At 63.1% G+C, this 25,133-nt stretch carries 28 protein-coding genes; 13 read left to right on the forward strand and 15 right to left on the reverse strand.

The window, feature by feature from the left end:
• Positions 1 to 24 precede the first annotated feature (24 nt).
• From IM737_RS18060 to IM737_RS18070, 3 genes are all read right to left on the reverse strand, one after another.
• Positions 25 to 1,158, reverse strand: coding sequence for a site-specific DNA-methyltransferase (locus IM737_RS18060; protein WP_236896401.1), 1,134 nt, complete (start codon positions 1,156 to 1,158; stop codon positions 25 to 27).
• A gap of 246 nt (positions 1,159 to 1,404) precedes the next feature.
• Positions 1,405 to 2,061 (reverse strand): ribonuclease HII, encoded by a 657-nt coding sequence (locus IM737_RS18065; protein WP_236896403.1) that lies wholly within the window; start codon positions 2,059 to 2,061, stop codon positions 1,405 to 1,407.
• Positions 2,062 to 2,106: 45 nt separating this feature from the next.
• Complete coding sequence (locus IM737_RS18070) at positions 2,107 to 2,460, reverse strand: DUF4180 domain-containing protein (protein WP_236896405.1); 354 nt, start codon at positions 2,458 to 2,460, stop codon at positions 2,107 to 2,109.
• 99 nt (positions 2,461 to 2,559) lie between these two features.
• Here IM737_RS18070 and IM737_RS18075 point away from each other — a divergent pair, with 99 nt between their 5' ends.
• Positions 2,560 to 3,147 carry a hypothetical protein gene (locus IM737_RS18075; protein ID WP_236896407.1) on the forward strand — a complete coding sequence of 196 codons (588 nt, stop codon included), beginning with the start codon at positions 2,560 to 2,562 and terminating at the stop codon, positions 3,145 to 3,147.
• A 12-nt stretch (positions 3,148 to 3,159) separates the two neighbouring features.
• Here the strand turns inward: IM737_RS18075 and IM737_RS18080 are convergent, their stop codons facing one another.
• Positions 3,160 to 4,032 carry a phosphotransferase family protein gene (locus IM737_RS18080; protein ID WP_236896409.1) on the reverse strand — a complete coding sequence of 291 codons (873 nt, stop codon included), beginning with the start codon at positions 4,030 to 4,032 and terminating at the stop codon, positions 3,160 to 3,162.
• 93 nt (positions 4,033 to 4,125) lie between these two features.
• Here IM737_RS18080 and IM737_RS18085 point away from each other — a divergent pair, with 93 nt between their 5' ends.
• The gene (locus tag IM737_RS18085; RefSeq protein ID WP_236896411.1) at positions 4,126 to 4,812 is read left to right on the forward strand and encodes an HAD family hydrolase; all 687 of its coding nucleotides are present in this window, start codon (positions 4,126 to 4,128) and stop codon (positions 4,810 to 4,812) included.
• Here IM737_RS18085 and IM737_RS18090 read toward each other — a convergent pair.
• On the reverse strand, positions 4,809 to 4,991 hold the full coding sequence (locus IM737_RS18090) for a hypothetical protein (RefSeq protein WP_236896413.1): 183 nt from the start codon (positions 4,989 to 4,991) through the stop codon (positions 4,809 to 4,811). The two genes, IM737_RS18085 and IM737_RS18090, sit on opposite strands and share 4 nt — an antisense overlap.
• Before the next feature lie 44 nt (positions 4,992 to 5,035).
• Positions 5,036 to 6,184, reverse strand: a complete 1,149-nt coding sequence (locus IM737_RS18095) for a PA0069 family radical SAM protein (protein WP_236896415.1) — start codon at positions 6,182 to 6,184, stop codon at positions 5,036 to 5,038.
• A gap of 441 nt (positions 6,185 to 6,625) precedes the next feature.
• Between IM737_RS18095 and IM737_RS18100 the strand changes: the two genes are divergently transcribed.
• Positions 6,626 to 8,113 (forward strand): MDR family MFS transporter, encoded by a 1,488-nt coding sequence (locus IM737_RS18100; RefSeq protein WP_236896416.1) that lies wholly within the window; start codon positions 6,626 to 6,628, stop codon positions 8,111 to 8,113.
• A gap of 53 nt (positions 8,114 to 8,166) precedes the next feature.
• Here the strand turns inward: IM737_RS18100 and IM737_RS18105 are convergent, their stop codons facing one another.
• The 5 genes from IM737_RS18105 to IM737_RS18125 form a co-directional block, all read right to left on the reverse strand.
• Positions 8,167 to 9,159 carry an NAD(P)-dependent alcohol dehydrogenase gene (locus IM737_RS18105; protein ID WP_236896418.1) on the reverse strand — a complete coding sequence of 331 codons (993 nt, stop codon included), beginning with the start codon at positions 9,157 to 9,159 and terminating at the stop codon, positions 8,167 to 8,169.
• An 85-nt stretch (positions 9,160 to 9,244) separates the two neighbouring features.
• A complete protein-coding gene (locus tag IM737_RS18110; protein ID WP_442874148.1) occupies positions 9,245 to 9,469 on the reverse strand; it encodes a helix-turn-helix transcriptional regulator in 225 nt (74 codons plus the stop codon).
• 1 nt (position 9,470) lies between these two features.
• Positions 9,471 to 9,935: a hypothetical protein gene (locus tag IM737_RS18115; protein ID WP_236896420.1), complete on the reverse strand. Its 465-nt coding sequence runs from the start codon at positions 9,933 to 9,935 to the stop codon at positions 9,471 to 9,473.
• A 225-nt stretch (positions 9,936 to 10,160) separates the two neighbouring features.
• The gene (moaB, locus tag IM737_RS18120; RefSeq protein ID WP_236896422.1) at positions 10,161 to 10,697 is read right to left on the reverse strand and encodes a molybdenum cofactor biosynthesis protein B; all 537 of its coding nucleotides are present in this window, start codon (positions 10,695 to 10,697) and stop codon (positions 10,161 to 10,163) included.
• Complete coding sequence (locus tag IM737_RS18125; RefSeq protein WP_236896424.1) at positions 10,675 to 12,000, reverse strand: MFS transporter; 1,326 nt, start codon at positions 11,998 to 12,000, stop codon at positions 10,675 to 10,677. Before IM737_RS18125 ends, moaB begins: the two co-directional genes overlap by 23 nt.
• A gap of 196 nt (positions 12,001 to 12,196) precedes the next feature.
• Between IM737_RS18125 and IM737_RS18130 the strand changes: the two genes are divergently transcribed.
• Complete coding sequence (locus IM737_RS18130) at positions 12,197 to 12,445, forward strand: hypothetical protein (protein WP_236896426.1); 249 nt, start codon at positions 12,197 to 12,199, stop codon at positions 12,443 to 12,445.
• Positions 12,446 to 12,452: 7 nt separating this feature from the next.
• On the opposite strand, the gene IM737_RS18135 is transcribed toward IM737_RS18130, so the two are convergent.
• Positions 12,453 to 13,256, reverse strand: coding sequence for a uracil-DNA glycosylase (locus IM737_RS18135; protein WP_236896428.1), 804 nt, complete (start codon positions 13,254 to 13,256; stop codon positions 12,453 to 12,455).
• A 175-nt stretch (positions 13,257 to 13,431) separates the two neighbouring features.
• On the opposite strand from IM737_RS18135, the gene IM737_RS18140 reads away from it, so the two are divergent.
• Entirely contained in the window at positions 13,432 to 15,174 is a 1,743-nt protein-coding gene (locus tag IM737_RS18140; RefSeq protein ID WP_236896430.1) for a tetratricopeptide repeat protein, read from the forward strand.
• 6 nt (positions 15,175 to 15,180) lie between these two features.
• Positions 15,181 to 16,059, forward strand: a complete 879-nt coding sequence (locus IM737_RS18145; protein ID WP_236896432.1) for a 4-(cytidine 5'-diphospho)-2-C-methyl-D-erythritol kinase — start codon at positions 15,181 to 15,183, stop codon at positions 16,057 to 16,059.
• On the opposite strand, the gene IM737_RS18150 is transcribed toward IM737_RS18145, so the two are convergent.
• Positions 16,053 to 17,066: a polyprenyl synthetase family protein gene (locus tag IM737_RS18150; protein WP_336886211.1), complete on the reverse strand. Its 1,014-nt coding sequence runs from the start codon at positions 17,064 to 17,066 to the stop codon at positions 16,053 to 16,055. The two genes, IM737_RS18145 and IM737_RS18150, sit on opposite strands and share 7 nt — an antisense overlap.
• A 173-nt stretch (positions 17,067 to 17,239) precedes the next feature.
• Between IM737_RS18150 and IM737_RS18155 the strand changes: the two genes are divergently transcribed.
• The 3 genes from IM737_RS18155 to IM737_RS18165 are packed head-to-tail and all read left to right on the forward strand — an operon-like array spanning position 17,240 to position 19,079.
• Positions 17,240 to 17,947 carry a tRNA1(Val) (adenine(37)-N6)-methyltransferase gene (locus tag IM737_RS18155; protein ID WP_236896434.1) on the forward strand — a complete coding sequence of 236 codons (708 nt, stop codon included), beginning with the start codon at positions 17,240 to 17,242 and terminating at the stop codon, positions 17,945 to 17,947.
• Between the two features lie 52 nt (positions 17,948 to 17,999).
• Positions 18,000 to 18,845 (forward strand): S49 family peptidase, encoded by an 846-nt coding sequence (locus IM737_RS18160; protein WP_236896436.1) that lies wholly within the window; start codon positions 18,000 to 18,002, stop codon positions 18,843 to 18,845.
• 3 nt (positions 18,846 to 18,848) lie between these two features.
• Positions 18,849 to 19,079, forward strand: a complete 231-nt coding sequence (locus tag IM737_RS18165) for a hypothetical protein (RefSeq protein ID WP_236896438.1) — start codon at positions 18,849 to 18,851, stop codon at positions 19,077 to 19,079.
• Here the strand turns inward: IM737_RS18165 and IM737_RS18170 are convergent.
• Both IM737_RS18170 and IM737_RS18175 read right to left on the reverse strand, forming a co-directional pair.
• On the reverse strand, positions 19,076 to 20,125 hold the full coding sequence (locus tag IM737_RS18170; protein ID WP_236896440.1) for an acyltransferase family protein: 1,050 nt from the start codon (positions 20,123 to 20,125) through the stop codon (positions 19,076 to 19,078). The two genes, IM737_RS18165 and IM737_RS18170, sit on opposite strands and share 4 nt — an antisense overlap.
• Before the next feature lie 97 nt (positions 20,126 to 20,222).
• Positions 20,223 to 21,128: a phosphotransferase family protein gene (locus IM737_RS18175; protein ID WP_236896442.1), complete on the reverse strand. Its 906-nt coding sequence runs from the start codon at positions 21,126 to 21,128 to the stop codon at positions 20,223 to 20,225.
• Positions 21,129 to 21,200: 72 nt separating this feature from the next.
• On the opposite strand from IM737_RS18175, the gene IM737_RS18180 reads away from it, so the two are divergent.
• The 4 genes from IM737_RS18180 to IM737_RS18195 all read left to right on the forward strand — a co-directional run bounded on the left by IM737_RS18180 (position 21,201) and on the right by IM737_RS18195 (position 25,110).
• Positions 21,201 to 22,124, forward strand: a complete 924-nt coding sequence (locus tag IM737_RS18180; protein WP_236896443.1) for a glycine--tRNA ligase subunit alpha — start codon at positions 21,201 to 21,203, stop codon at positions 22,122 to 22,124.
• A gap of 116 nt (positions 22,125 to 22,240) precedes the next feature.
• Positions 22,241 to 22,465 (forward strand): hypothetical protein, encoded by a 225-nt coding sequence (locus IM737_RS18185; RefSeq protein ID WP_236896445.1) that lies wholly within the window; start codon positions 22,241 to 22,243, stop codon positions 22,463 to 22,465.
• Between the two features lie 135 nt (positions 22,466 to 22,600).
• Positions 22,601 to 23,161, forward strand: a complete 561-nt coding sequence (locus tag IM737_RS18190; RefSeq protein WP_236896456.1) for a LemA family protein — start codon at positions 22,601 to 22,603, stop codon at positions 23,159 to 23,161.
• Positions 23,162 to 23,166: 5 nt separating this feature from the next.
• Entirely contained in the window at positions 23,167 to 25,110 is a 1,944-nt protein-coding gene (locus IM737_RS18195) for a DUF2207 domain-containing protein (protein WP_236896458.1), read from the forward strand.
• Positions 25,111 to 25,133: the final 23 nt, after the last annotated feature.

Below are 25,133 nucleotides of genomic sequence, written 5' to 3' on the forward strand. Positions count from 1 at the left end.
AGCCTGAGTGATTGGAGGTCAGGATCAGGCAGAAAGCAAATCAAGTTTTGCACGGATGCCCGTGCGAAGTTCGTCGATCGGGCTGACGCGCCCGCTCTGTTCGTGGTGCCAGAAGGTCCACCCGTTGCATGCTTCGGCCCCTTGAACCAACGCGCCAACCTTGTGGATGGAGCCCTGGTGGGAACCGGAGACGAGCGAGCCGTCTGCACGAACCATGGCGAAGTAACGTTTCGTTAAGTCGAAGAGTTGCGTGCCAGGTTCGATTAATCCCTGCTCGATCAGCGAGCCGAAGGGAATGCGGGCTTCCTTGCGCTTGGGCGTCACCGATTGCAGCGCCTCGAATACGCCCGGACGGATGGCCGCGATGCGCTTCAGCGCCGCGTTGATGTAGCTCTGCTCGCGCTCGATACCAATGAAGTGCCGGCCCAGCTTGCGCGCGACGGCGCCCGTCGTGCCGGTGCCGAAGAACGGATCGAGCACCACATCGCCCGGCTTGGTCGTGGCATTGAGGATGCGGAAAAGCAGGGCTTCCGGCTTCTGGGTCGGATGCACCTTGTCGTCGGCATCGTCCTTGAGGCGCTCGGCGCCGGTGCAGATGGGGAACAGCCAGTCGCTGCGCATCTGCGTGTCGTCATTGGCCAGCTTCATGGCTTCATAGTTGAAGGTGACGCGGCTCTTCTGGCTGCGGGCGGCCCAGATCAGCGTTTCATGCGCATTGGTGAAGCGGGTGCCGCGGAAATTCGGCATCGGATTGGCTTTGCGCCAGATCACATCGTTGAGCATCCAGAAATCGAGATCCTGGAGCGCCGTGCCGACGCGGAAAATATTGTGGTAGCTGCCGATGACCCAGAGAGCCCCATCGGGCTTGAGCAGGCGCCGCGCCGCAGCGAGCCAGGCGCGGGTGAACGCGTCGTAATGAGCAAAGCTGTCGAACTTGTCCCAGTCGTCATCGACCGCATCAACCTTGCTCTGGTCGGGGCGGGTAAGGCCCTGATCGAGCTGCAGGTTATACGGTGGGTCCGCAAAAATGAGGTCAACCGAGCCGGCCGGCAGGGCATTCATGTGGTCGATGCAATCGCCCACAAGGATGGTATCGATGGGGAGCCGAACAGGCTCCTCCGCAGCGGCCAACGGGGCCGAACGCGCGGTACGCAACATACACTTAACCCTAACAAAGGACTAACGTGACGGTTATAGCGCGCTAGAGTTAATGGAGCGTTCGCAAGGGGTTAGCGGGAGGTTAAAGCGGACGAAAGGTAGGGAAGAGTACCCCCACCTAGCCTCCCCCTGAAGGGGGAGGGACCGCGCGGCGGTTGTGGCAACATTGCGCCAAGTACTCGATCTGTCCCTCCCCCTATCAGGGGGAGGCTAGGTGGGGGGTATCCGCCAGGACTCATCTTCGCCTTACGCCACCATCCCCCGCACCCGCTCCCAAGCCTCCGCCACTGGCGCAAACTCCTCGCGGTGATGCCGGCACGGCCCATGCTCCACCAGCGCCCGCATATGCTGCGGCGTCGAATAGCCCTTGTGGCCGGCAAAGCCGAAACTGGGCGCGTCGCAATCCATGATCTTGCACATGCGGTCGCGCGTCACCTTGGCCATGATCGAGGCCGCGGCGATGGAAACGCTGCGGCCGTCGCCGCCAATCAGCGCCAGCCCGTCGCAGGGCAGGTCCATCGGGACGTCGCGCCCGTCGATCAGCACGCGGTCGGGGCGAATGCCCAGGCTCGATGCCGCCTCGGCCATGGCCCATAGCGTCGCGCCGCGAATATTGCGGCTGAGAATGATCGAAGGCGGCGCCACCACCACCGAAATGGCCAGAGCCGTTGCCACGATCTGCTCGAACAGCAGCTCGCGCTGCTCTTCGGTCAGTTTCTTGGAATCGTTGAGCCCCGGCGGGATCAGCGCGGGATCGAGGATGACGGCGGAGACCACCACCGGCCCGGCCAGCGGGCCGCGCCCGGCTTCGTCGACGCCGGCGACGTAACGGGCGCCGCGCGCCTTGAGCGCCAGCTCGTGACTATAGTCGGGGTCGGTCTGGATGGTCGAATCGAACAGCATGGCGCCAGCATCGGCCGGCAGCGGCGCAAGTCAACCGGCCAGGCGTCACAAGCGCGCCAGCATGGTCTGGCGATTGGGCGCGAACAGGTGGTTTCCCACACGATTGGTTTCATAGACGAAATCGTGCAGCGATTTGCTGGCCGCGATGGCGTCGGCAATGTCGCCGAGCACGACCAGGCGCAACCGGTAATTCTGGAGCTTCTGAAAGAAAATGCCCGCAATACCGCTGCGCAGGTCGAGGAATTTTGGATCGAAGCGCGCGAGGGGCACGACGATGACATCGGCGTCAGTCCCGTAGGTGGACCCGATCAGGTCGGCGGCATCCTGGTCCGTGGCGAGCAATGGGCCCGCACTATCGAGTTCGAGCAGTGTCACGCCATTGTGCTTCGTAGTCTTCATGGCTCTTCTCCCGCGTTTTTGTTGCTGGATGCCTGTATTCCGGCTGGCGGCCTGTTATATGTGACGCGCTGGGGGGCACCAGCGAGAAAGTCAGCGTCAATGATCGCCAAATTCGGCACCGCACTGTTTCTTCTACTGGCGTCGGTGCTGCCATCGGCAGCCGCGCCGTTCCATCATCCCTTCGGCGAGTGGCGCGAGTATAACCGCGACTGGCTGGCGGCATGCCCCGACGCGATAGACGAGGATGCCACCGAATATTACGGCTTCTCCTGCTTTGCCAGCACCGGCAGCCAGGAACAGAATGCGTCGAACCTGCCGGCCTACAAGCTCACCGTCTTCCGCAATCGCCTGACCGGCGATCTGGACGTCGCCTTTGTGGTGGCCGGCGAGGATGGCGAGGCCGACACCACCCGTCCGCTAGTGCTGACCTTCGGCGGTGAGCCGCCAATGAGCTTCGATTTCACGACCGATCTTGAGACGCGCTACAATACGGTCAACCAGTTCTTCGTAGTCGACGCAGACCGCAAGCAGGCGCTGCTGGACAAGATGAAAGGGCGCAATTCGGTGGTCGTGACCGTGCCGGTCACCGGTGCCACAGGCACCAAAGAGGTGTGGCTATCGATGCGCGGTCTCACGGCCTCGATCGACTTCATGACCACCTATGCCCGCAAGGTCGCTCAGTACTAAGGCGGCGTTCGCTCAGCGATTGGCCCACGCCGCCACACTGGCCAGCATGCCCAGCACTTCGTCGGGCTTGTCGGCTTCTGCTGCCAGTTCCCAAAGGCGGTGTGCGCCGGTGAGCACCGCGACGCGTCGCCGGTCGATGTGTCGCCCCGTCAGGTGCTCATAGCTGCCGATGATGCGCTCGGTCAGTTCGGGCGAGATGAAGCTGGAATAGACGAATTCCCGATGCAGCGGACCGATGCCGGAATCGGCGAAATCATAGATGCCATTGAGTTTGCCCGCGGCGTGGTCGAAGGCCATGTTCCAGCCATGCCCGTCAAAGAATCCGTAGATGGTGCCCAGCGGATCGGGCGTCAGGTCGGCCCACTCGGCCAGAGTGGCGTCGGCGAACGGCTTGAGCGCTTCAGGCAGGACTGGCGCTATGCGGCGCTCGATGTCGTCGGCGTCCATCCACTCTTCAGCAGGCAAGATCCCGACCGCCTCGGCCGCCGCCGGTTCGATCTGGTGCAGTTCCGCGTAGAACCGGCCCAGGGCTTCGCCGAGGCGATGGCGGGCGATCGGGGGCAGGGCGTTGTATTGGGCGGTAACGAGATGCTCGCCGGCAATCTTGGCGTGGCGTGAAAAGATCTGCGGGCGGTCGAACAGCTCCAGGTTCGGCACCGGCAGCCGCACCGCCGCTCTGACCAATGCCAGAATGCCGGCCTCGCGCCGCAGGGCCGCTTCGCCACGCGCATGCCGTGGAAACTTGAAGATCCACCGGTCATCGACGTCCACCGCGACGCTGTCCCAGCCTTCCGACAGCAGGGTGAACTCAGCATCCGCGTGTTCGGAAAACCGGTCGACGATGATGTCGCGCAGGGCGTCGCGGCCAAAAGGAGATACCGGCATTGCATCCTCCACGATTGACCGGGCGGGACTTTTGGTGTCGGTTCCGCGCCGGCCATTCGGTCTAGCGTCTGCCCCTCCCCGTTGGAACCCCTCATGATCCCCAAGCCCGGCGCCGCCCTGCTGTTCGATATCGATGGCACGCTGGCCGATACCGATCCGCTGCACCTGAGGGCCTTCAACCAGACCTTCGAGCCCTATGGCCACCATTTCGACAAGCCGCGCTTTGCGCTGGAGTTGCAGGGCCTCGCCAACGAGGCCATCGCACGCCGCTTCGTGCCTCACCTGTCGCCGGAAGAAGGCATGGCGGTGATGCGCGGGAAGGAAGAGTTGTTCCGCGATCTGGCGCGGACCGAAATCCACGCCGTTCCCGGCCTGTTCGCGCTGCTTGATCTGGCCGATGCTGCCGGCCTGCCTATGGCGGCGGTGACCAACGCTCCGCGCGCCAACGCCGAGCTCATTCTAACTGGCCTCGGCATTACCCACCGTTTCCGTGCCGTCGTGATCGGCGAGGAACTGGCCCACGGCAAGCCGCATCCTCTGCCCTATCTCGAAGGCCTGCGCCTGCTTGGCGCCAGCGCGGAGCATTCGGTGGCCTTTGAGGATTCCCGTACTGGCATCACGTCAGCCACATCAGCGGGCATCGCGACGATCGGAATCCGCACCAGCTTGCGCGACGAGGATATGCTCGTCGCTGGCGCCACCATGTCGGCCGACGGCTACGACGATCCGGCTCTGCTGGCCTTCATCCAAGCCAAGGTATCCAAGAGCGCCGCTGCCTAGGTGAACGCGCCGATCACTCTGAATACCCCGCGCAGGAAAGCCCATGCGCCGGGCGGCAGGTTGAAGGCGAGCCAGATCAAGCCGATGGCCAGCGCCACCCACAGCGCAAACATCGCCCATCCGGCCGGCGAACGCCGCAATCGTGACGGTTGCGGCGGAATTCCGTGGTTGTCGCTCATGACTGCCCCCTTCAAGCCGGACGCAGCATAGCGCGAAGCGGCGGCTAGAACAGGCTCATCTGCCTCTCCTCGAGGCGGGGCGCGACGAACAGGTCGTTGCGCAGGCTGGGCAGCTTGGCATCGAGCTCGTAGCGCTCACGCGCCTTGTCGAAACGCTGCCGCAGCAGCGTTGCATAGGGGCCTTCGCCCGTCATGCGCACGCCCCAGCGCGAGTCATAATCCTTGCCGCCGCGCGTATCGCGTACCAGCGTCAGCACATGCCGCACCCGATCGGGAAAATGGCGCAACAGCCATTCGCGGAAAATATCGCGCACTTCGCCGGGCAGGCGCAGCAGGATCATCGATGCGCTGAGCGCGCCCTGCGCCTTGGCCGCATCGAGAATGCGCTCCAGTTCCATATCATTGATGGCGGGAATCATCGGCGAGGCGAATACCGCGGTTGGTACGCCGGCTTCGCTGAGCAGGCGAATGGCTTCGAGCCGCTTGGCCGGCGAGGAGGCGCGGGGCTCCATCTTGCGGCTGAGCTTGTGGTCCATCGAGGTCATCGAGATCGCCACCTTGACCAGTCCCAGCTTGGCCAGTTCGCTGAGGAGATCGAGATCGCGAATGATGAGGGCTGACTTGGTGGTGATCATCACCGGGTGGCGTGTCTCCAGCATGACTTCGAGGATGCCGCGCGTCAGCTTGTGCTTGCGCTCGGCCGGCTGGTACGGGTCGGTATTGGTGCCCATGGCGATGGGCTTGACCTTGTAGCTCTTGGCGCCGAGCTCTGCCCGCAGCGCCTCGACCGCGTTCACTTTCACATAGATATCGCGCTCGAACTCGACGCCTGCTGAGTGGCCAAGAAAAGCGTGGGTAGGCCGGGCGAAGCAATACGAGCAGCCGTGCTCGCAGCCGCGATAGGCGTTGATCGAGCGCTCGAAGCCGATATCCGGGCTGTCATTGGTGGTGATGATGGTCTTGGCGCGCTCGACATGCTCGACCGTCTCGAAGATCGAGAGCGGCTCCACATTGTCCCAGCCGTCATCGAAACGCTCGCGAGTCTGCTTTTCGAAACGCCCGCTGATGTTGGACTGTGCACCGCGACCGCGAATGCGGTCCGGATCGAGCAATTCGCGGCGCGCCAGATCGGCGTCGCGGCTGCGGCTGAGTTTCTCCAGGGCTTCGAAAGACGGGGCCTGATAGAGGGCCATGGTGTTCTCCTGCCGGCGCGTCGCAGTCGAATCGTGACTGCAGAACGTGATCAGGATGTAGCAGTTCTAGGAGAACAAAACAAGAACTAGTAGAACGGCAGGTCGGTCGGGCCTCCGACGCCTGGCACTCATATGGGCATGCCAGAGCGTGACTTGAAGGGCCAAAAACACGATTTCGCAAGGCAGAATTGCGTTTGTGCGGCTGGACGCAAACCACCGCTGGGCCTAAACAGGCGGGCCTTTCGCTGGGCGCGCTTGGCCAATAATGCTTAAGTCAATAATTTACTATTGACCCCGCGCCGATAGCTGACTTACTGAAGTTGTAGCTTAACCAACCTGCTGACACAGCCTGTCGCAGAATTTTTTCATAAGTGACGTCGAAGTTCGCCGACGCCGTTCGTCGTCTCGGCGACACACCAATTCAAGGTTGAGGGAAACACCATGAGTACCGACGCAACGACTTTTGACGCCGATCTGGTCGCCACTCCACCGATCAGCCAAAGCGATGCTGCCCGCAACAAGCTGGTTATCGCCCTGCTGCTTGTTTCCACCTTCGTGGTCTTCCTCAACGAGACCATCATGAGCGTGGCTATCCCGCACCTGATGAACGACTTGGGCGTGACTGCCAGTGCCGCGCAGTGGCTCACCACGGCGTTCCTCCTGACCATGGCCGTAGTCATCCCGATCACCGGATTTCTGCTGCAGCGCATGAATACCCGCCCGATCTTCATTCTTGCCATGTCGATCTTCTCGCTGGGTACGCTGCTCTGCGCCCTTTCGCCTGGCCTCGAGTTGCTGGTGTTTGGCCGCGTGATCCAGGCGGTGGGCACCGCCATCATGATGCCGCTGCTGATGACGACCGTCATGACGCTGGTTCCCGCCGAAGCTCGCGGCAAGACCATGGGCAATATCTCGATCGTTATGTCGGTGGCTCCCGCTATCGGCCCGACCATTGGTGGCTTCATCCTGGCCAATCTCGAATGGCGCTGGATGTTCATCCTGGTGCTGCCGATCGCTGTCGGTGCGCTGGTCCTGGGCTTCCGCAAGATCCAGAACGTGACCACCCCCCGCTATGCGCCGCTCGATTATCTGTCGGTCGTTCTCTCCGCGCTGGCCTTTGGCGGCTTGATCTACGGTCTCTCCAGCTTCGGCGAGAGCTTTGCTCATCCCGACACCCCCTCTGCCATTCCGCTCTGGGCGCCGATTGCCCTTGGCGTCGTCGCCATGGCCGCATTCGTCTGGCGTCAGCTCGGCCTGCAGAACGACAACAAGGCGCTGCTCGATCTGCGCGTCTTCCAGTCGCGCAACTATACCGTGTCGGTGAGCCTGATGCTCATCGCCATGATGGCCCTGTTCGGCACCGTCATCCTGCTGCCGATCTACACCCAGAACGTGGTGGGCCTCGATACGCTGCAGACAGGCCTGCTGCTGCTTCCGGGCGGTCTGATCATGGGCTTGATGGGTCCATTCGTCGGCCGCTGGTTCGATCGTGTCGGTCCCACCGTGCTGGCCGTACCGGGTACCATCCTGGTCTCGGCCGTGCTCTGGGCGCTGACCACAGTTGGTCAGGATACGTCGGTCTGGGCACTCATGACCGGCCATATTGTGCTGAGCATAGGCCTGGCGCTGATCTTCACGCCGGTCTTCACCTCGTCGATGGGTTCGGTCCGCATGGAGCTCTACTCCCATGCATCTGCCGTGCTCGGTTCGGTGCAGCAGCTGGCCGGTGCGGCAGGCATTGCCCTGTTCATCGCCCTGATGACCATCCGCACTGCAGCCCTGACCGCAGAGGGTATCGACCCGGTCGAGGCCCTGGCCGGCGGCATCCGTCTCGCCTTCCTTGTCGGCGCCATCATTTCGCTCTTCGCGATCGTGGCCGCCTTCTTCATCCGCAAGCCCGAAGGCGGCGGAATGAGCCACGGCCACTGACCTCCAGGTCGGCCAACTGCAACGGCGCCTTTAGGGGCGCCGTTTTTTTGGACTCAGGCTCTAAGCAGGGCCGTCTGCGCTTCTGCCATGATGACGACCACCGCCCCACGCTTGCGTCCGCTATCCACCCGGGCATGCGCCTTGACGATTTCGTCGAACGGGTAGCGGCTATCGATCGTCGGCCGCAACGTGCCGGCGGCGACGAGGTCGCGGACGCTCTCAAGATCGGCCTGCTTGTCCTCCGAAACTGCGGCGATCACCTTGCGGCTCCCGAACAGGCCGGTCCAGGCTGCACGCAGGAATGCCGTACCCCCGCCATCGACGGCCAGAAGTATGCCGCTTGCCGTGGTGGTCCGGCGGAACTGGCCCAGCGAGATATTGCCAATCGTGTCGACGATGACGTCGAATTGCTCTCCGGTCCGCGAAAAGTTGGTGCTCTTGTAGTCGATGACTGCGCTGGCACCGAGGCCGCGGACAAGTTCGGCATTGGCGGCGGTGCATACGCCCGTAACGAGTGCGCCATAGTGCCTGGCCAGTTGCACGGCAAAGCAGCCGACGGCACCCGACGCGCCGTTGACCAACACCTTCTGGCCTGGCTTGATATCGGCCTTGCGCAAGAAGAATTGCGCCGTCAGTGCCCCGAACGGGATGGCAGCGGCCTGCTCGAAGCTTACACCGTCAGGCATGGTCGCGATCGCCGCGTCGTCGGGCACGACCTTATATTCCGCATGGGCGCCGTAAATATGCAGGCCGAACACCCGGTCGCCCACGGCAAAGCGCGTCACGCTCTTGCCAATGGCCTCGACTGTCCCGGCAAACTCCACACCCAATACGGCCTTGCGCGGCTTGGTGATGCCCATGAACAATCGCGCAGGCAGCCAGAATGCGGCCGGAATGCGGAAGGCCCGCATGCGGGAATCGCCTGACGTGACCGTGGTGGCCATGACCTTGACCAGCACTTCATTGTCCCCAGCCACCGGCTTGGGCGTGTCGCGGATGACGACGACTTCGGGTTTTCCATAGGCGGTCTGTACTGCGGTTTTCATTTTCAGTTCCTTGTCCTGGGCATGAGTTTGCCCGCAGCCTGCGACGGGTCGGAGGCCGTATGATTGGTTCAGGTATGGGGTAAGGCTATTCTGCGGCGGCCTTCTTCCACTGGAAGACCTGGCCGATCTCGACGCCGAACACTTCGGCGATGCGGAACGCGGCCTCCAGTGAAGGCGAGTATTTGTTCTGCTCGATGGCTGCGACAGTCTGGCGTGTCATGCCGATGCGGTCGGCCAGGTCCTGCTGCGTCATCTCGTTATGGTCGAAGCGCAGACGGCGGATAGTGTTGCTTATCGGGGGCGGGGCCATGTCACGCCGTCATCCGGAACGAGGCAATATGCACGGCTTCCCGCACCAGTTCGGTGAAGACGAAGGCCATCAGGATGCCGTTGGCAAAGATCATTGCGACGCTGCCGCCCGGGTCGGTGGGGAAAGCGGTGCGGATCGTATCGGTGGCCACCAACCCGCCGATCAGTCCCAGAGGCACCAGTGCTTCCAGCAGCTTGAAACCGATGCGGTCGGCCCGCGCCTCGATCTGGCGTTCGAGCTCGTCCGGCGCCCGATCGATGTTCTTCTTCGTCATCACTCCGGCGACGACATTGAGGGCAATCATCACGACAAGCGTTAGGCCCATGCAGATGAGAAACCGCGTCAGTACCTGCCCGCCGTCAAGCTGGCGCGCCAGCACATCGCTCCAGAAGGCGCTGAAGTAATAGACCCAGATGGCCAGGGTGGTCAGCACCGCAATCCATGCCTGTCTTTCGCGAAACGACATTTCCACGCTCTCCTGCGCCTATGGTATGCGAGTTATATCTGCTATACTTGACGCGATGTAAAGGAATTTTAACATGGTGGTCGATATTTTTGGCTAGCAGGAATGCCTCAACCTAACCCCCCCGCTAGAAAGGGGCAGGAATCCAGTCGGTGATCAGGTCGGATCGCGCCACATCCTCGACCAGTCTCTCCCTATCAGGAGTGCTCGCTAAGGCTTGTCTTCGCTTTAGCGCTCCTCCAGCCGCGGCATCAGTTCGACGAAGTTGCACGGCTTGTGCCGGTAATCGAGCTGGTGGGTCAGGATTCCCTCCCATGCATCCCGGCAGGCGCCGCGCGATCCGGGCAGGCAGAATACGAATGTCGTGCCGATCAGGCCGGCCGTGGCGCGCGATTGCAGCGAACTCGTACCGACAGTGGTCGCCGAATACTGATGGAACAGCACGGAGAACCCCTCCATGCGCTTGTCGAACAGCGGCTCGACGGCCTCCGGCGTCACGTCGCGGCCCGAAAAGCCCGTGCCGCCGGTCGTGAGAACGACGTCTACGCCCGGATCGGCCACGAAACCTTGCACTGCCTGGCGGATGAGCTGGATGTCGTCGCGCACCACAACCCGCTCAGCGCAGCGATGACCATCGGCCTCCAGCAACGATTTGAGCAGCGCCCCGCCGGTATCAGTCTCGAGGGTGCGCGTATCGGAGACGGCGATGACGGCGATCGAAAGCGGCCTGAATTCCCGGTCTTCAAACCGTGCCGTCTTGAACATCGCGCTTCTCCTCGGGTGATGTTGCCAACTCGTCCGGGACCGGCTCTTCGGCGTGTCCCATCTCGGCGCTATCACTATCAGCCCGCGGATCGAGCACAATAGATTCTGGTGTCACCTGCTTGTCATTGCCCATGGGCTGGAAGGGCGCGCGCTCGGACGCGTCCTTGCCCTTGCGAATGCGCATGCGCAGGAACGCCGTGACCGCCAGCGCGCCGTGGAAGGCCGCTGTCACAATAAACAACCCGACCGGCGACCAGGCGCCCATGATCATGGACGCGACGGCCGGACCGATAGCCAGCCCCACTCCCAGGATCAGCAGCATGCCACCGGCAATCTTGGCGAAATCTCCATCCTTGGCGAAGTCGTTGGCATGCGCCACGGCCACCGCATAGATCGGGTTGGCGGCAAAGCCGTAGAGCGCAAACAGCACATACATCATCCACCCGGCGGTGGGATTGATGATGACAGTCAGCGCGCCGATCACCGCCGCGCCACCCGAAAGACCGATCAGTACCAGTCGGCGATCTATACGGTCGGACAGCCGCCCGAACGGGATTTGGGCGACGGCGCCCAGAATTGCAGCCACCGCGAACAGCAGCGCAATGCCGCTCGCATCGAGCCCCTGCTCATAGCCATAGACCGGCGCCAGCGTGCCGAACGACCCATTGGCCATGCCGACGGAAAACGCCGCGATCGCCGCCACGGGAGAGGTGCGGTAGAGCAGCCCAATATCGATCTTGGCCGAGGACAGCGGCCGCGGCTGCGGGCTCGAGGTCAGCGCCGTGGGCAACACCGCGCAGATGAAACTGATGGCGCCGAGCACGAAGGGCACGTAGCCCGCTGTGCCGGTGACCGACATGGCGAGCTGGCCGATGGTCGAGGCGGCCATGTTGATGGTGACATAGATCGAAAAGATGGTGCCGCGGCTCTTGTTGTCCGCCACCTCGTTGAGCCAGCTCTCGACGATCATCGCCGCCCCGGCAAAGCAGAAGCCGCTGAGTGCGCGCAGCACGATCCAGCTGATATCGTTGATCCACAAGAGGTTCAGCAGGATGGTGATCGTGCCGATAGCCGCCATCACCGAGAAGGCGCGGATATGGCCCACTTTGCGCACGATCGACGCTACGCCGATCGACCCGGCCACGAACCCCACCGACCAGCCGGTGCCGATAAGTCCCAGCGACAGCAGCGAGAACTCCTCCTCGGCGCCGCGCACCGACAGCAGCAACCCCTGCAATCCGCCGCCGAACATGAGCAGCGCAGACCCCAGGAACAGGGCATAAATCTTGATAACGGAACCCATGGTGCTTTCGGCTGTACTGGAGCGGAAGATCGTTGCAAATCACGCAACGGTGACCATAACGCGGCATTCGCCGATTGGCGCCGCGGAAATTGAGGGCATCGCGACGGTCAAGCGGGATTGCCCCCAACCCGATCTCATAGCAACATGCGTGCGTTGGGGGGCTTGCCGGTTTGCCGGCCAGCCATGGAGCAGTCCGATGCGTCGCATCATTGCCGTCACCCTTTTCCTTCTTTCCGTTTCGGCCGCCGCCAGCGCCTACGAGGTGCAGCGCTATACCGTCTATTGCGCCGATGACCGGATCGAAGTGTCTATGTGGGATCTGGAGCAGATGAAGGTGCGTCGCGGCTCCGATATCTGCCAGTTCGCCAGCTACACCAGCTACAGCAGCGCTCTGACCTTCGCCGACAGGAACTTCGGCGGCGAGGGTGAGCCGTGCTTCTGCTGAGGTAGGCTTAAATCCCCAGCTCCAGCATCTTCAGTTTGAGGCTCAGCATATCCATCCAGGCCTGCTGCTTGGCGGCAGGGTTGCGCAGCAGGTAGGCCGGGTGCAGCGTTGGCATGGCATTGGCCTGATGTTGGCCAATGCTGACCTCGGACCATTTACCGCGCATCTTGATGATGCCGCTGGTGGTCGAAAACACGGTCTGCATGGCTGGCCCGCCCAGCGTCATGACGATGCGGGGGGCGACCAGTTCCACCTGGCGATGCAGAAACGGCAGGCAAAGCGCCATTTCCTCGGGCGTCGGCGTGCGATTGCCCGGCGGACGCCATGGTACGGTGTTGGCGATGTAAACCTTGGTGCGATCAAGTCCAATCGCCGCCAGCATGCGGTCGAGCAACTGTCCTGATTTGCCTACGAACGGCTTACCCTGCCGATCTTCTTCGGCACCCGGCGCCTCGCCGATCAGCATGATCTTGGCCTCGGGATTGCCGTCGGCAAACACCAGTTGCGTGGCGCGATGCTTGAGGCCACAGCCGTCATAAAGACCCAGGATGGCCTGCAACTCGTCGAGCGTCTGCGCCGAACCGGCAAGGCTACGCGCCTCGGAAGGATCGCCGCCCAGCATCGGTGGCGCAGCCGCGGGGCGCTCCGGATCCGCTGGCACCGGCGCAGCTGGCGGCGCCGCGCGTGCCGGCGCGCGTTGCGCGAAGCGGTCGACCGGCTCCTCGCCCACGGCAATGTCAACGCCAGCGGCTCGATACCAATCGAGCACGGCGAGCATTTCGTCGTGATTTAGCGGTCGATCTTCAGACATGTTCGCTGTTATGTCACAGCCGGTTTGTCGCTGCCAGCGTATCGCCAAAGGTGACCAACCGAATCTAGCGCCTCGCCGGCGATCACGCTATGTGGCGTGGCCTTGCGGCGCAGTCCCAAAACGGACAATCTTCGCCGCCAGAACGGCCCCCAAGGCCAACGGAGAATTCAACCTCGTGACATCGCTTCTGAACCGTTTCGCGCGCCCGGCGCTGGTTGCCACCCTGATGGCGGGGGTGGCCGTGCCCGCCGCGCAATCGGCCCAGCCGCTGCAGACCGCCCAAACGGACCCCATGGCCGGCTTCGATCTGATGCCGATGTTCCAGCCGAGCGTTACCGGCGCCTACATGGCGGGCCAGCAGGCGCTGCACGATTTGCGGACCGATGAGGCCGCGCGCTATTTCGCCCAGGCTGCACAGGCCGATTGGGACAATGCCATTCTGGTCGAGCGCGCCTTCATCGCCTACGCCGCCGACGGACAGATCGGCCAGGCCGCCTCGACCGCCAAGCACCTGCTCGAACTCGACCCGACCAACGAGCTGGCCGAACTCGTCGTGGCTACCGAAGCGCTCAAGGAGCGCCGATACGACGCCGCCGAAAGCATGCTGGGCGCAATTGGACAGGATAGCTTCACCGGCATCACCGCCACTATTCTGCGCGCCTGGTCGCTGGTCGGCGACAACCGCAAGCCCGAGGCGGACGCCATACTCGATACGCTCGGTCAGTCGGGTCTGGAAGACTTCCTCGTGTTCCACCGCGCACTGATGGCCGAAGCCTCGGGCGACACCGACCAGGCGATCGAGTTCGCTGCCAAGGCGTTCGAGACCGAACCCTACGTGGCCCGCATCGTCGAGGTCTATGCCCGCCTGCTTGCCAATGCCGGCCGCTTCGACGAAGCAAAGGACGTCATCGGCGAGTTCGAGAAGCAAGGACTGACCCATCCGGTCGTCTCGCTGGTCAAAGAGCAGGTCGATGCGGGGCAGCGTCCCGGCATCTTCGCGTCCAATGTGCAGATTGGCGCCGCCGAAATGTTCCATGGCATCGGCGTTGCCCTGTCGCGCGATGGCAGCCTTGACCTGTCGCTGGTCTTCCTGCGCATGGGCCTTTATCTCGACCCCTCCGCCGACGTGATCTCGCTGGCTCTGGGCGAGTTACTCGACAGCGCCAGCCAGCACGATGCCGCCAACCGCATCTACGATGCCGTTCCCGCCACCTCGGCAATGAAGCCGACTGCGGTCGTTCGTATTGCGCAGAACCTCGACGCGCTCGGCGACCGAGACGAGGCGCTGCGCCGGCTCAACAATATCGCCGTGGCGCAACCCAACGATCTCGACGCCGTCTCGGTGCTGGGCGACATGCTGCGCTACGACGAGCAGTACCTGCCGGCCATCGACGCCTATTCCAAGGCATTGGCCCTGACCGGCGGCGACAGCCCATCTGATTGGCGCTTCTACTACGTCCGCGGCATTGCCTATGAGCGCGCCAAGGAATGGCCCAAGGCCGAGGCCGATTTCCTCAAGGCACTCGAACTCAATCCCGACCAGCCGGCCGTGCTGAACTATCTCGGCTATAGCTGGATCGACCAGGACATGAACCTGGAACCGGCACTCGAAATGATCGAGAAGGCGGTCGCCGCGCAGCCGCAGGATGGCTACATCGTCGATTCGCTCGGCTGGGCTTTCTACAAGCTGGGGCGCATTGAGGAGGCGGTGATAACGCTCGAACAGGCCGTGCTGCTGCGCCCCAACGATGCCGAGATCAACGACCATCTGGGTGATGCCTACTGGAAGGCCGGCCGCAAGCTCGAAGCCCGCTTCCAGTGGAACGTTGCCTCCTCGGTCGATCAAGTGGGCAATGTGAAGGAGCGCGTTGCGCCCAAGCTGGCGGACGGTCTCACGGACGCGAACGCGACCGAATAATTGTCCATGCCAGAGCCGACCGTTCAGATCGCGCCGGCCAAGATCAACCTGGCGCTGCATGTTACGCGGCGCCGGGAGGACGGCTATCACGACCTCGAAAGCCTCGTTGTCTTTGCCGACGTCGCCGACGAGATCGAAGCCGTCCCGGCCAAGGCGGATTCACTGATCATTGTCGGGCCATTCGCCAGGGGCCTCGGCTCGGGGGAAACCAACTTGGTGTCCCGCGCCGTCGCCGCGTTCCGCGCGCGCTGGCCGGAGGCGGTGCCCGACGGCATCGCCATGCGCCTCACCAAGAACCTGCCGGTGGCCGCTGGAATCGGCGGTGGCTCGGCGGACGCAGCCGCTGCCCTGCGCTTGATGGCGTCGCTGTCCAATCACACCATTCCCGTGTCAGACCTGTCCGACATGGCGGCCCAACTCGGTGCCGACGTTCCCGCCTGCCTGATCTCCTCGCCGCTCTTGGCGCATGGAGTCGGCGAACTGTTGACACCACTCCCGGAGTTTCCGGCGCTTCACATTGTGCTGGTCAATCCGATGATTCCGCTGCCAACAGCCGACGTGTTCCGTCGCCTGCGCGCACACGACAACTATCCGCTGCCCGAACTGCCATCACCCCTGACCCGACCGGCCCAGCTCGGCCTGTGGCTGGCCGAAACCCGCAATGACCTGCAGCCGCCAGCGGTTAAACTGGTCCCCATCATCGGCGACATCGTCGCCCATCTTGCGGAAACACAAGGCTGCATCCTGGCCCGTATGTCGGGCTCAGGCGCGACGGTGTTTGGCTTATTCGGATCGAGCGGCCAGGCGCATCAGGCCGCGCAGGTCATGCGGGCCGCCAATCCCGATCACTGGGTCGCAGCGGCACCGTTGATCGTGCCTCAGTAAGCCCGCAGTACGCTGAATTCGACCACATCGTTCAGCAGCGACCGCATCTCCGATGCCGGCAGCGCGTCCAGCGCCTGCTGGGCCGCGCGGGCATGGGCATGGGCCTGATCGAGTGTCCGCTCCAGCGTCTTGTGGCGCTCCATGATGGCAACCACGGCGGCAACCTGTTCGTCAGAAGCCTCGGCGTCGCCCAGCGCCGAACTGATGATCTCGCGCTCGTCCGCACTGCCTTCGGCGAGCGCCAGAATCACGGGCAGGGTCATCTTGCCTTCGCGCAGGTCGTCGCCAGTATTCTTGCCCAGCGTGCCGGACTGCCCGCCATAGTCGAGCGAGTCATCGACCAGCTGGAATGCATTGCCAAGTTCTAGCCCATAGCGCGCCAGCGCCAGCGCGCCGGCCTCGTCTGCTCCACCCGACATGGCACCCACCTTGCAAGCCGCCTCGAACAGCACGGCCGTCTTGGCCCGGATCACTTCGGCATAGTCTGCAGGCGTGGTGGTCAGGTCGCCGGTCTTGGCGAGTTGGAACACTTCGCCCTCGGCCATCACCGCTGACGCCGCAGACAGCACGCCGAGCGAAGCAATATCGCCGGTCTCGACCATCATCATGAAGGCCTGCCCGAGCAGGAAATCGCCGACCAGGATCGATGCCTTGTTGCCCCACACCATGCGTGCCGCCGGCTTGCCGCGCCGCATGTCGCTCTCGTCGACCACGTCGTCGTGCAGCAAAGTCGCATTGTGCATGAACTCGACGGCCGCCGCGAAATTGATCGCCGTGCCCGTACCCTTGCCGAACAGCTGCGCCGCAGCCACGGTCAGCATTGGCCGCAGCCGCTTGCCGCCGCTCTCGATCAGGTAGCGGGCCAGCTCGGGCACCATCTCGACATGGGAATCGGCGCGGCTGAGGATGAGGGCATTGACCTTGGCCATGTCCTCGCCCGTCGCCGTGAGCAACCGGTCGATCGGAGTGGCGACAGGCGCCTCTTTCATCTGCGTCAGAGCTGACACCGTCTATCCGTCCCGCTTGCCATCCGTGGCAAATCTGGTTGAGCCTGCCATGTCTGCGCATGTAAGGTCGCGCAAAACCGGCCTTTTCGGGTGCGATGTCCCTAGACCAGCCAACAGCCTTTGTAAAACACCAAACAGTAACGCGCGACGCCTTTTTGGGTGGTCGGCTCACTGTGTCGCAGCCGCGCCACGGCTTTCGGGCCGGGCTCGACAGCGTGCTGCTGGGCGCGGCTGTAGGGCAGGGCCGGCGCAACCTGCTGGATCTGGGCTGTGGCGTGGGCACCGCGGGGCTTGTCGCGCTGGCGCATGAGCCGGCTCTGACCGCCGTGCTTGCCGATCAAAACATCGAGATGCTGGCCCTCGCCACCAGCAATGCCGCCGAGAACGGCTTCGCCGAACGGGTGCGCATCATAGAAGCCGACGTGACGGCCAGGGGCAGCGATCGCCACACGGCCGGTCTTGCCGACAACGCCTTCGATGTCGTTATCGCCAACCCGCCATTTTTTGACGACCATGCCGGAACACTCGCTGCCGATGCCGGCCGGGCAGGGGCCCGCCACATGGACAGCGCTGCGCTCGACCTCTGGGTCAAGACCGCAGCGGGTTGCGCGTCCGGCGGTGGCGAGATCATTTTCGTCTATCCCGCCGAAAGCCTCTCGCCGCTACTGGCGTCGTTCACCCAGCGATTCGGCGCCATCACCATTCTCCCGCTCTCGCCACGCCCCGATGCGCCCGTTACCCGCGTGCTCATTCGGGGCGTCAAGGGCTCACGCGCGCCGCTGACACTGCTCGCCAGTCGTCCGCTGCACGGCCCCGATGGCCGCGCGTTTCAGCCAGACTTCGACGCAATCTTTCGTGGGTCGGCCCGGCTCGACTGGTAATCCCGCGCGCTACAACCTAAATCTGCCCGCGACCCGAGACGAGGACGATTTGATGGATGACCCCGCCGCGCCCAAGCGAAACTGGCTGCAGCGCCTGACCGGCCGCGGCAAGACCACGATCCCGGTGGTCCGCCTGCATGGCGTCATCGCCGCCGAACAGCGTCAGGGTCGGCTCAACATCGCCACCGTCGCGCCGCTGCTCGAGCGTGCCTTTGCCATCAAGTCTGCTCCAGCAGTGGCCATCGTCATCAACTCGCCCGGTGGCAGCCCAGTACAAAGCCGGCTGATCTCCAAACGCATTCGCGACCTGGCTAATGAGCACGGCAAGCCGGTCATCGTCTTCGTTGAGGACGCGGCGGCCTCTGGCGGTTATTTCATCGCCGTGGCTGGTGACGAGATCATCGTCGATCCCAGTTCCATCGTTGGCTCGATTGGCGTCATCATGGCGGGCTTCGGCTTTGTCGGCGCGCTGGAAAAGCTTGGTGTCGAGCGTCGTGTCCACACCGCCGGCAACAACAAGTCCACGCTTGATCCCTTCCTTCCCGAGAAGGCCAGCGACATCGAGCGCATCAAGCAGTTCGAGCTCGACATCCATCAGGTCTTCATCAATCACGTCAAAGCTGGCCGCAAAGGACGTCTCAAGGCCGCCGACGAAGTCCTGTTCACCGGAGAATGGTGGACCGGCATGCGCGGTGTCGAGCTGGGCTTGGTCGACGCCATCGGCGACCTGCACGAAACCCTGCGCAGCCGCTACGGCAAGGATGTCGATCTCAAGTTGATCGAACCCAAGCGCCTGTGGTTCGGCCTGCCGCGCATCGGCTTCTCGACCGAGGGCCTGTCCAGCGACATCGCCGCTACCATCGAAGACCGCGCCGTCTGGGCGCGGCTGGGGCTCTAGGCGATGACCGGTATCCTGCTGCGCGTCATCATCTTCGCCATCATCGGCATCGCCATCTATCTGGGCATCCGCAAGATCTGGCGCGATTGGACCGGCCAGTTCAAGGCGGACGACGAAGAGGCCCGCCGCCTGCGCCGCGAACGCGACCTGCGCGAGCGCGAGCAACCTGGAGTCATCGACCTCAGGCGCGACAAGGACGGCACGTTTCGGCCGGGTGACGAGGACAAACGCTAGGCGGGCATCGCCTCCGCCCTCGCCATGCGAGCCGGTCGCAACATGGCCAAGAGTGGCTTTTCGATGAGGACATGGGCGATGATCCCCGCCAGCGTCGCCGCCAGCGATATCGCGACCAGCATCACGCCAGCCGGAACCGCCTGGTTGAGCCCCAACCGCAGCACCACCACGCAGAGCGCCGCCAGCGCTGCGCTGTGGACGATATAGATCGCGTAGGACGCGTCCCCCAGAAACACCAGCCACGCCGGCGCCCTGAGATATCCCTTGCTTTCGAGGTTGGTGAGCCCCGTCACCAGTGCAGCTCCGCTGATGCCGAGCACGACAGTGCGTATCAGAAAGCTGGGCGTCCACATCCCGGTCACGTCAGCTATCGCGATTGCAGGGAAAGTCACCAGTCCTACGACCGCCAGCATGCCACCCAGTGCAGCCGGTAGCCGCCCGAACAGGTAGGCGCTGCCGATGCCGAACAGGAAGAGCAGGTTATAGGGCGATAGCAGAAAGCTGATGGGAAAGGGCACGTCGGGGACTGCCGCAGCAAAAATGATCGCCATAGCCCATGCGCTCAGGATCAGCGCACCGGCCACGCGGTTGAGCATCGTTGTGCTGAACAGCAGGTAGAACAGCATTTCGTGGCTGAGCGTCCAGGCGGCGACGACGATGAAGCCTTCTCCATTAGGGATCAGCAGCGCCGACGAAATCAGCATCAGCGGGTCGCGCGCATTTTCGGGCCCCATCGTCGGCATGACGAAATACGCTCCTATCAGCGCGAACAGCACGACCCAATAGAATGGGTAGATGCGGATGATGCGCTTCCACAGGAAGGGCGCCACTCTATCCGGCCTGTCCATGTCCCGTTGATGCACCAGCATCATGATGAAGCCGCTGAGCACGAAGAAATACTCGACGCCCGCATAACCGGCATTGATTGCCGGCGAGACACCTTGCCCTGCATAGAGCCGCTCTGGGATAAAGAACGAATTAGCGTGGAAGAATACCACCGCGATCGCGGCAATCGCTCTGCCGGCCTGCAAGGTAGTCAACGTCATCGCGACCTCCGCTGCTGCTGCGCCATCAAGCCCCCGTTAAGAATTTTGGGCAACGCCGGCAACTGACTGGCAGCAATACGCACCGTGCATGGATCGGTTAGGAACCGTCCAACAAGACCCGGCGGCACCAGACATCGAGGCTCGGATCGTCGGTCGCATGCGTCCACGACGCTGCCAGCCATCGGCGCGCCTTGGCATAATCATCAACCAGCCCACGCTCCGTCAGCCATTCCATCGCCAGGCGGCGGTCGGCATCGGTGGCTTGTGGGGAAATCTCTGCATCGAGATAGGCCACGGCGCTCCATGCCTCCATGTCCGGATCACCGATCACTGCACTAGGGCCGAAATCCAGCACAGCGGTGATGCCATCGCCCTCTGCCAGTACGTTGGGCGGGAAATAGTCGAGATGCACTATTGCCGGATTGCTCGGCTCGCGCCATGCGGTGCCCATCTCGCTTCGTAAGGCCGCGCGAAATTCGGCTGGGCAGCGGCGCAAGTTCCGCGCCAGCCTGGCGCGAGCGAACTCGGACCAACTGCCGACCCTCAGCGCACGATCGCCGATCAGCGGTCCGAAATAGGGACGCGTTACCTTGGCCTGACGGATCCGCGTGGCGGTATCGAGATAGTCCGCCAGCAGGCGGCGGCGCGCATCGCCGGTCAGGCGGCCCAACAGATCTGAGACGGGTTCGCCCGGCAGGCGCTCCTCGATTGTCACCACGCGCTCGCCGACCATGCTGACGCTCTGTACCGCCGGTGTCCGAAACGAGAGCGTTGCCGCCGAACCGGCAATTTCTCGCAGCAGCGCCGCGCGGGTTTCGGCATCGGCCACGCGTGCGCCGGAACGCATGATCCGGGCGACCCGATTGCCGGGTAGGGCGTAAACCTGGGCTTCGCCACCGGCGCCGATGCGCGACGCACCGGTAGCGCCAATTTCGCTGAGGACCTGTTCGTCCGATAAAGCGGGATTCGCCATGGCGGCAACTGACTGAGCGGCCAGCACCATGTCAACCGCCGCCGCTTGACCGGTCCAGCCTGCATCAATAGGTTCCGCGCGTTCTTGCCCGGATTGCCACAGATGACCACTCGCCCCGCCTACATGGACCCCAAGAATTCATTTCAGGGTCTCATTCTCACGCTCCAGCAATTCTGGGCGGAGCAGGGCTGTGTCATCCTCCAGCCTTACGACATGCCGATGGGGGCAGGGACGTCGCATGTCGGCACCGTGCTGCGCGCGCTCGGCCCCAAGCCTTGGAACGCGGCCTATGCGCAGCCGTCGCGCCGCCCCAAGGACGGGCGCTATGGCGAAAACCCCAACCGGCTGCAGCACTATTACCAGTTCCAGGTGATCCTGAAGCCGTCGCCGCCAAACCTGCAGGACCTCTACCTGCAGTCGCTCTATGCCATCGGCATCGATCCCAAGCTGCATGATCTGCGCTTTGTCGAGGACGACTGGGAAAACCCGACCCTGGGTGCCTGGGGGTTGGGCTGGGAAGTCTGGTGCGACGGCATGGAAGTCAGCCAGTTCACCTACTTCCAGCAAGTGGCCGGCTTTGAATGTAACCCGGTTTCGGGCGAGCTGACCTATGGGCTCGAGCGCCTCGCCTGCTACCTGCAGAACGTCGACTCCATCATGGAGCTCAACTTCAACGGCGGTGTCGGCGATGCCAAGATGACCTATGCCGACGTGTTCCTGCAGAACGAGCAGGAGCAATCGCGGTACAATTTCGAAGCCGCGGACACCGAAATGCTGTTCCGCCATTTCGCCGACGCGGAAAAGGAATGCCGCGCCATCCTGGCCAAGGGTGCCCAGGCCAATCGCCATACCATGGCAATCCCGGCTTACGAGCAGGTGCTGCGCGCCGCGCACAACTTCAATCTGCTCGACGCCCGTGGCGTCATCTCGGTCACCGAGCGCCAGAGCTACATCCTGCGCATCCGCGAACTGGCCAAGAGTTGCGGCGAGGCCTGGTTGCAGACCGAAGGCGGCGGTTCCGAATAAACGGCGTCTGTACTTCTGCAAATGTGATCATTGACGTCCTCACCACTAACAAAAGTTAGTTGTGGCTAGGGAAATCTACGGGTATCTCTATGCAACCTGGGGACGCAGGAACACGATTGACTATGCATTCGGTGAGCACGCAAGAAATCCGCGATGATGTCATGCGGCTTCTCGAAGAGAAGTACGGTCTCGACAATTTTGAGGCGCGCGAGATGCTTGGCATGATGTTCTGCCAGGCAGTTGTCGAAGATAGCCGGCTGGGTGAGATCGTCGAGCCCAATGTCTATATGCAGCGCTATAGCGACATCGTGCTGTCCAATATCTGGCTGCACCAGAACTGACGCTGCGCTCATCAGCCATATGTGCCCGCCAGTGCGTGCAAATATCCCCCTGAGCATCTCCAAAGCCAGATTGAAACGACTGCGCGGAGGTGCGAGTGTCCGCCGCATATAACTGCGCTTGAGGGAGCCTGTGTCATGATCGGTTGGATCATTCTTGGGGTGGTCGTACTGGCCGCCTTCTACGCCATCGCCATCTATAACGGCCTGGTGAAGAACCGGCAGATGGTGGAGGAGGGGTGGTCGGGCATCGATGTGCAGCTCAAGCGCCGCACCGATCTCATTCCGAACCTGCTCGAAACGGTAAAAGGCTACATGTCGCACGAGCGCGAGACGCTCGAAGCGGTGACCAATGCCCGCGCCGCCGCTACGGCCGCCTCCAACGGGACACCCGAGCAGCGCGCCGCTGCCGAGGGCCAGCTCTCGTCCGCCCTGGGCAAGCTTATCGCAGTCGCCGAGGCCTATCCCGACCTCAAGGCCAATACCACCTTCCTTGAATTCCAGGCGGCCCTGCAAACGGTCGAGGACGAAATCCAGATGTCGCGCCGCTACTACAACGGCGCCACGCGCAACCTCAACGTCATGGTCGAGTCCTTCCCGTCGAACCTTGTCGCCAACGGCTTCGGCTTCAAGAAGGCCGAATATTTCGAGCTGGAAAACGAAGCCGACCGCGCCGTCCCGACGGTCAAGTTCAACTAGCCGCGATGCGCGCACTATTCCAGCCGGTCGTCGCCCTGCTGATCGGGTTGCTCCTTGCGTTGCCTGTCATGGCGCGCGAGGAAATCCGTTCCTACGACAGCAACATTGTCATGGCGACCGATGGTTCGGTTTCAGTCACCGAAACCATCACGGTCAATGCCGAGGGCAATGAGATCCGGCGTGGCATCTATCGCGACATACCGGTGGTGATGACCGGCAGCGATGGCGGCAAGGTCCGGCCGGACTTCGAGGTCACCGGCGTCACCCGTGACGGGGACCAGGAGATGTTCCGTGTCGAGCGCATGGGCAATTTCCAGCGCATCTGGATCGGCAACCCCGATTACTTCCTCGACCGCGGTGCCCACACCTACATCATCCGCTACACCATGAGCCGCATGGCGCGGTCCTTCGAGGACCACGACGAGCTCTATTGGAACGCCACAGGCAACTACTGGATTTTCCCGATCCTGACCGCCCGCGCCACCGTCACACTGCCCGACGGCGCCGTGATCTCGCGACTGGCCGGCTATACCGGCCCGGTGGGCTCCACCGAGCAGGCCGTACAGACCAAGCGTACATCCGACACGACGGCCAGCTTCCGCGCCAGCCGCGCCCTCGGCGCCGGCGAGGGTCTCACCATCGCGGTTGCCTTCAACAAGGGCGTCATCGTCTATCCAACCGGCCTTGCCGCCCTGATGGAGCGCCTGCTCGACCTGCGCGAACTGGCCCTGCCGCTCCTCGCCGCCCTGATCGCCGTCGCCTACAATGCGGTGGCCTGGCTCCGCGTCGGCAAAGATCCAGACAAGGGTACGATCATCCCGCTGTTCAGCGCCCCCAAGGGCTTCTCGCCGCCGCTGGTGCACTACATCCACAAATGGGGCTTCAGCGATGTCGGTTGGAAGGCGCTGACCTCGGCCATCTTTGACCTGGGCGTCAAAGGCCTCGTCACCATCGACAACAGCTCCGGTTCCCTCAACATCAAGACGACCAACAAGCAGCCAGACGAGCCGCTGTCGACGGCCGAGAACGTCATCTTCGGCTACCTGCAATCCAAGCGCACCACCATTATCGGCAAGATCAACGGACCCGACCTGCAGAAGAAGCGCCAGGAATTCACCGACGCGATCGAGAAGGAAAACCGCTCGCTCTGGTTCAAGAACAATATCGGCTACTCGGTGATCGGCTTCCTGCTGGCCATCGCCTTGCTGGGCGGCATGGTGTTTTCGGGCGTCCTCGATATCGGCTGGCTGATCGGCTCGATCGTCATCGGCATCCTGCTGGCCATTTTCGTCGGCGCCCTGGCCAACGGCTTCAAGGGCAATATCTTCGGTAAGGTCATCGGCGCCATCTGGTTCACCGTCATCGCCTTCAACGTCTTCGGCTTCGCCCTCGAAAGCCTCACATCCCTGACCATCAACGTCGCCTCCATCGCGGCTATTTCCATCATCGGCATCACCATCGTCTTCGCCGTGCTGATGCGCGCCCCGACGCTGCAGGGCCGCAAGGTGATGGACCAGATCGATGGCCTCAAGCTCTATCTCGATACCGCCGAGAAGGACCGCATGAACATGGCCGGCGCCCCGGCCATGACCGTCAACCGCTTCGAGCGCCTCCTGCCGTATGCCATCGCCCTCGATGTCGAGAAGCCGTGGAGCGACCACTTCGAAGCCGAACTGGCCCGCGGAGCCGTCAGTGATCTGGCGGCCGGCAGCACCTATTCGCCAGGCTGGTACCACGGCAGCGGCGGCGGTATTGGCGGTGGCGCCGGCAACGCTGCCTCCAACATGAGCAACGCCGTCAGCGCCGCCGCAGCCAGCATGACGGCGGCCATGGTCGCGGCCCAGCCGGTCCAGGCCAGCTCGTCCGGCTTTTCAAGCGGCGGTGGCGGTGGTGGCGGCGGTGGATCGTCCGGCGGTGGTGGCGGTGGCGGCGGCGGCGGCGGCTGGTAATCGGCAATAGACATCGCCACCCA

The sequence above is a fragment of the Devosia sp. SL43 genome, from assembly GCF_021729885.1.
Classification (GTDB): domain Bacteria; phylum Pseudomonadota; class Alphaproteobacteria; order Rhizobiales; family Devosiaceae; genus Devosia.